Origin of the sequence: Coleofasciculus sp. C1-SOL-03 (assembly GCF_040220555.1) — a bacterium.
Lineage (GTDB): Bacteria > Cyanobacteriota > Cyanobacteriia > Cyanobacteriales > Coleofasciculaceae > Coleofasciculus.
In genome coordinates, this window is record NZ_JAVJUO010000118.1 from 24,258 (window position 1) to 30,756 (window position 6,499).

Annotated in this window: 5 protein-coding genes; 2 read left to right on the forward strand and 3 right to left on the reverse strand. The window is 46.5% G+C overall.

Going from position 1 to position 6,499, the window contains the following annotated elements; all coding sequences use genetic code 11:
* Positions 1 to 180: 180 nt before the first annotated feature.
* Together RIE73_RS18690 and RIE73_RS18695 are read left to right on the forward strand one after the other, a co-directional pair.
* The gene (locus RIE73_RS18690; RefSeq protein ID WP_446402609.1) at positions 181 to 1,899 is read left to right on the forward strand and encodes a lamin tail domain-containing protein; all 1,719 of its coding nucleotides are present in this window, start codon (positions 181 to 183) and stop codon (positions 1,897 to 1,899) included.
* A 261-nt stretch (positions 1,900 to 2,160) separates the two neighbouring features.
* Complete coding sequence (locus tag RIE73_RS18695; protein ID WP_446402610.1) at positions 2,161 to 3,633, forward strand: alpha-amylase; 1,473 nt, start codon at positions 2,161 to 2,163, stop codon at positions 3,631 to 3,633.
* A 460-nt stretch (positions 3,634 to 4,093) separates the two neighbouring features.
* On the opposite strand, the gene RIE73_RS18700 is transcribed toward RIE73_RS18695, so the two are convergent.
* From RIE73_RS18700 to RIE73_RS18710, 3 genes are all read right to left on the reverse strand, one after another.
* The gene (locus RIE73_RS18700; protein WP_446402611.1) at positions 4,094 to 5,251 is read right to left on the reverse strand and encodes a citrate synthase; all 1,158 of its coding nucleotides are present in this window, start codon (positions 5,249 to 5,251) and stop codon (positions 4,094 to 4,096) included.
* Between the two features lie 155 nt (positions 5,252 to 5,406).
* Positions 5,407 to 5,910 carry a phosphohistidine phosphatase SixA gene (sixA, locus tag RIE73_RS18705; protein ID WP_446402612.1) on the reverse strand — a complete coding sequence of 168 codons (504 nt, stop codon included), beginning with the start codon at positions 5,908 to 5,910 and terminating at the stop codon, positions 5,407 to 5,409.
* Between the two features lie 5 nt (positions 5,911 to 5,915).
* Entirely contained in the window at positions 5,916 to 6,263 is a 348-nt protein-coding gene (locus RIE73_RS18710) for a hypothetical protein (protein WP_446402613.1), read from the reverse strand.
* Between the last annotated feature and the right edge of the window lie 236 nt (positions 6,264 to 6,499).

Genomic DNA, 6,499 nt, shown 5'->3' on the forward strand with positions numbered 1-6,499 from the left:
TGACTCATTCTTAGAGGAAACAAACGCCGTTCTATGTAGGGTGGGCAAGAGTTATAACCCTTGACACCGTGATAGTATCGTTTCTTATTCTTGCCCACCTAACGGTAAGTTGAAACCTATTACCAATAGGACAAGATCCAGTTAAAGGTTGACCCTTTATTCACATTCAGGAGAAAAATTATGACAACTCAATCCCCCCTCTTATCACAACAACGAGTTGGCATTATTCCCGCCTTAAAAGCTGATCGCCAATCTAACACATGGCATACCGTTAAATTTGATCCGCCGTTTCCTCAGGATACCCAAGTCGCGGTTATCCCGATGACCCAAACCTATAACGGACATGAAACTCCAGGATTAAGACTTCGCCATGTTACCCCAGAAGGATTCGAGATTCGCTTTGATGAAGTCGTCGTCGGGGGACGTTCGGCGGATGGGGCGCATCTAGATGAAGCTGTCGCCTGGATTGCCTATCCTGTATCTACCCAAGAGGACGATACGCCAGGAACACCAGGAACCGGAGAAGAACCCACCTTTCCCCCGGAATCTCTTGATCTAACCGCCGATGCGATTTATCAGCTACTGTGGGAACACGATGAGAATCAATTCTCAGTTAGTCCCCGCAACAGTTCCGGCGACTGGGAAAACCCAGAGGCTGATATTTTGTTAGATGAACAGGTGAAAGCGGCGGGGAAACGAGAAATTGATCTAGCCACTCATCCTCTCTTCTATAAAGTGAATGAAGCGAAACTCTTTGACAAAGATCGTACCTATTCCAGCTTTATACAACTTTTAGATAACTACGCCCTTCGTGTGGCTGAACCCGAAAAGACGAACGAGGAAGAAGTCCAAGAACAGCAAGCGTTTTTGGTAAAAATAATCAAAACCAAGCCCATGCAGCTTGCCCGGACTTATATCAATCAAAACTTAGGCGAAAGTTTTTCCGAAGAAGAATTCCGCACCAAGTTACAGCGGATCTGGTTTGAACTTTATACGAATCACTATGGCGGCAAATCGACTGAGTTTGCCTCTGGCTTTGAACATGTGTTTGTCGGTGAAGGTAAGTTCGATATCCATTCGGGAAGTAAAAAAGAAAACTTTGGCAAAATTTCCGGTTATCACTCATGGGTGAAGTTTTACCTGGATGAAAAAAATCAGCGGGTCAATTATTTAGGCTACAAGTATGACGTAAAAGGAGAGGATGGTTCCCAAAATCCCAATGTTGTCACCTTGCAGATGACCAAAAAAGTAATTAATATGCAAGGAAACGTGATTGCCAAACTGTTTAAACCCAAAGGCGGCTTCTTTGTCGGTCCAAGTCCCGAATGTGAAATGGCAATGGCAACGGTTGCCTATTACGAAAGTGTTCATGGCAAAATTACAGATAAGCGCCGGATTACCATTAATGACGCTACCTATAATTTAGTCTTGTATCGCAGCACGAATCCCAATGGCAGTCGTGGTGAATTTATTCGTTCATTTTTCCCCATTTTCTTGGCAATGGATGACGAAGAAACACCGGACACTGATGAACCCGTTGTTGAGCCAATTGATGAAGTGACAAACAACAACGGTAATGTGGTTATTTTCGCCACCCAACCCAATCCAGAAGGCAGTGATCAGGGGAATGAGTGGGTTGAGTTAAAGAATACCACGAGTAATCCGATTGATTTATCGGGTTGGAAACTGCAAGATAAATTAGACCGTCCGGAAGATATTAGTGGCACGCTGCAACCGCAGGAAGTCAAGCGGTTTACCATTTCGCGAGCCAATTATACGACTATGCAATTGGGGAATAGTTCGGGTATTATTGCCTTAATTGATTCTGCTGGGCAGGAGGTAGCAATGGTCAGTTATGGTTCCGCTAGTTCGGGTGAAGTGATTCGGTTTGTGTCCTAAAGGATTGTTTTTTTGTCGGAGTGGGTTTCACGCCTTGATGTTAACGGAAGCTCAATGGCATTGAACTAAGCATTTTTGGATCACCAAAACTTTTGATAGACCGTAGGGTGGGCATTGCCCACCAACCTTCAGTCAGTGCCATTCAACTTAAGCGAAAACATCTCCAATACCTTGAGATAAACCCCTCCCTAACCCTCCCCTTGTCAAGGGTAGGGAACTAATGTTTTCCTTATCCGCTGTAAAAAAAAAGAGAGGCTCAACATGTCAATTAATGGCACAATGATGCAATATTTCCAATGGTATATTGATCCCAATCTGATCCTGTGGAATGACGTTAAAACTAAGGCACAAGAATTAGCCGATGCAGGATTCACCGCATTGTGGCTACCTCCAGCCTACAAAGGAATGGGAGGCACTTATGATGTCGGCTACGCCGTGTATGATATGTATGATCTAGGGGAATTTGATCAACATGGCACTGTTCGCACCAAATACGGGACTCGCGAACAATATTTAGCCGCGATAAACGCCTTACACGAATCAGGAATACAAGCCTACGCTGATACGGTTCTGAATCATCGTATGGGGGGTGAAGGGACAGAGATTGCCCGCGCTACTCCCTTTAATGAATATGATCGCCTGCATCCCAAAGGCTGGACACGAGATATCAAAGCCTATTCTCATTTTAAGTTTCCGGGGCGTCAGGGGAAATATTCTAACTTTGAATGGCATTGGTGGCATTTTGATGCAGTGGATTACGATGATTTCACCAAGGAACTGAACACGCTTTATCTGTTTGAGGGAAAAGTCTTTGATGATTATGTGGCGTTAGAAAAAGGGAATTTCGCCTATTTAATGGGATGTGATCTGGATTTCCAGAGTCAAGAGGTGCGCGATGAAGTGACTCGTTGGGGTAAATGGTATCTGGATACCACAGGCGCGGATGGTTTCCGTCTGGATGCGATTAAACATATTTCCTCCTGGTTTTTCCCGCAATGGTTAGATGAGATGCGATATCATGCGGGTAAAGATTTGTTTGTGGTGGGTGAATATTGGTACAACAATATTGATACCTTGCATTGGTATATCAATTCTATTAATGGCAAAATGTCGGTCTTTGATGTACCACTCCACTACAATTTCCATTACGCCAGTCGTTCCGGTGGACATTATGACATGGGGAGTATCCTCAATGGCACGTTGATGCAGCAACGTCCCACCCATGCCGTTACATTTGTGGAAAACCATGATTCGCAACCGTTACAGTCATTAGAAGCCCCCGTAGAACCCTGGTTTAAGCCCTTAGCGTATGCGATCATTCTATTACGCCGTGAGGGGTATCCTTGTGTATTTTATGCCGATTATTACGGTGCAGAATACGAGGATTATGGCAAAGATGGCAATCGGTATAAGATTTTTCTTCCCTCTCACCGTTGGATTATTGACAAACTCCTCTATGCTCGCAAAGAGTATGCTTATGGGGATCAATACGATTACTTTGATCACTACAATACAATTGGTTGGACGCGCTTAGGGGATCACGCTCATCCGAAAGCCATGGCGGTAATTATGAGTGATAGTGTGCCAGGTTATAAGTGGATGGAAGTGGGGAAACCGAATGCCAAGTTCTATGATTTAACCGAACATATCAAGGAACCCATTTACACCAATGAATGGGGATGGGCAGAGTTTCGGTGTAACGGTGGTTCCGTTTCCGTGTGGGTTCAAGACTAAGCTAGGGGCTGCTGAATAAGTGCTGCGGTGAGGGGGAGCTCTTGAAGCAGGGGAAGCTGGGGGAGCAGGGGGAGCTGACAGGTGTAGGTTTTTTATTTTATGGTTGGGACAAGACAAGGAGGACAAGGATGGAAAGAAGACAAGGGGGAAAAACCGTACAAAATTAGGTTCGGTCAAACTCGCTTCTAAAAGCCGAAACGCCCGATTTTCCGTTCTCACTCTTCCTTGTCTACTGGTCTACCTGTCTTCTAAGTCTTACCTAAACCCCCATCTTAAAAAACCTACCCTTGTGAGGGGTGGGGTAGGAAGCAGGGGAAGCAATGTAGAGACGTAGCATGCTACGTCTGGAAGCAGGGGAAGCAATGATACATTTAGCCTTACTAAGGCAGGTTAAAACATTCTCTGGAGTGCGATCGCTCCTCCTTTGACTCTAGTGTTGGGGAGAAGCGATCAACCTGTTTCACACTAAGGGAATTTGTGATGTCCGTTCCTGGATGGGAACATAAGTGACACCGTGATTGCCGGTATAAATCTGGGTAGGTCGGAAAATCCGGTTTTCTCCTAGTTGTTCCTTCCAGTGCGCCAGCCAACCGGCTACCCGGGCGATCGCGAATATCGGCGTAAACAAGTCGGTGGGGATGCCGAGTTTCCGATACACCAAACCGGAATAGAAATCTACATTGGCGTAAATTCCTTTATATCCCAGTTTTTCTTCGACCGCCTGTTCTAATTCCACGGCAATTTCGTAGTATTTATCAGAGCCAAACTTCTCAAACAATTGTTCGGCTAAATTCTGAAGAATCGTGGCGCGTGGATCTTTCACCTTATAAACGCGGTGACCAAATCCCATGATTTTTGCCTTGCGCTGCAAGCAATCCTCTAGATAGGGACGTACATTTTCCACCGAACCAATTTCTTCGAGCATGGAAATCACTTCTTCATTCGCCCCCCCATGCAAAGGACCGGCGAGGGTACCAACCGCTGATGCAATGACCGCATAGGGGTCAGTCAGCGTCGAAGCTGTTACCATGGCTGAGAATGTAGACGCATTGATGGTATGTTCCGCGTGGAGGGTTAAGCAAACATCAAAGACGTGAGCCTCTAGGGGGTCAGGTTCTTGCTCGGTGAGCATATACAGGAAATTAGCCGAATAGTCTAAATCATCATTCGGCTTTACTGGGTCATTCCCCTTCCGCATTAGCTTAAATGCTGCCACCATTGTCGGGATTTTCGCCAACAAGCGTACAACTGCTTCCCGGATATAACTGGGAGCGGGGAGAGCGCGTTTTGAGTAAAACAGACCCAGCGCTGCTGCAGAGGCTTGCAATGCATCCATCGGATGTCCGGTTTCCGGGAAACATTTCATCATGTCCCGAATCCGATATTTAATCCGTCGATGGTAAAGAATGTCCGTCTTAAACGCTTCTAGCTCCTCCTTGGTTGGTAGCTCACCCCAAATCAGGAGATAGGCGGTTTCTAAGAACGTGCTTTTTGTAGCGAGTTCTTCAATCCGAATACCGCGATACTCTAATATTCCCTGTTTCCCATCAACATAGCTGATACTGGATTGGGCAGCGGGAATGCCTTCTAAACCTGGTTTATACTCGCAGACAGTCATAGACTCGTGCTTTTAACCTTTACGATATGGTTTGTTTAGTTGCCCGGTTAAGGGCGCTTCCGTTTCCGGAGTAGAGACATCTGAAGTGTTCTCAGGCTAACTTACCAGAAACTGGGAGATTAGTAGTGTGTGTTACAAAAATTCTTAAGGATCGCTTAGATCAGCCATTTTGGAGAGGTTAGCAAAAATAGCTCACTTCGCCCCAGGGGTACTCCCGTTTCTTTCAGGTTTAACCCGATCACGCCCGCTTTCTTGAGGACGAGTTTTTCCTGTGCTTCTCCCCAGAGTAGCAGTTCTGCCCAATTGCCTAAATCCGGTTGATGACCGACTAACGCCAAACAGTTTTCTCGGTTCCGGTTTTGACGCCATTCTTCCAGCCAATTGACCCAGGTATGGATATCCCCATCAGGCGCAAGGCTGGGAAATTCGTCGAGTTGCTCACCTAAACCAACCTCTTGCAGAATCGCAGCGGTTTCTTGCGCTCGGACTAAGGGACTGGTTAATATATGGTCAAAATGCAAACCGCGATCGCGCAGTTGCTTGGCGACTTTAGTGGTTCTCTTACGCCCCTTGCTGGTTAGGGGACGATCATCATCGTTGGCATAGTCTTCGCGATCGGCAGCGATGCCATGACGGATCAAGTACAGTTTTATTGTCATCCGTATTAGCGCCCTATAACTTGGCGCTGAGAGTAAATCTCTTCCAGAAGCAGATCGGGGAGTTCGTCAACAATATCATCGGGTGGATTGCCAGCTAGCGCCCGTCCAATCAGTCGTTCGGCTTCTCGAAGTTCACCACACTCTAAGACAAGAACGGCGGCGCTGCGGTGTAAAACAGAGCGGGTGGGTTCTAGGTCAAGTTGATTGGCAACTAAATCAGCCGCTGCCCGTTCTTTGGCAAAGGCGGATCGAGAAAACTCTCGCATTGCCTTAGCATCGCCCCGTTGACGGGCTAAGACCGCCTGGTCTACCAATTCCATTGCTTCTCGGTGAAGAGTTTCTATGTCCTGCATTTTTCAACGATATGGGCTTTGGGAGTACCAAATTCAACCACAGCAACGTAGCCAGGAGCCACGGTGTCTGAAGGACTGATCTGCTTTAGCTTCATAGTGACATCCTCCTACACCAAATCGAAGATTATGGAGTAGGCTTCCTACCTCACAATAGGACATTCCTAGTTACAACTCTGACGAGTTTTTCGCCACTTATCTAGAGCAGCCCCATGACTTACTCCCCGACAGACCGACTG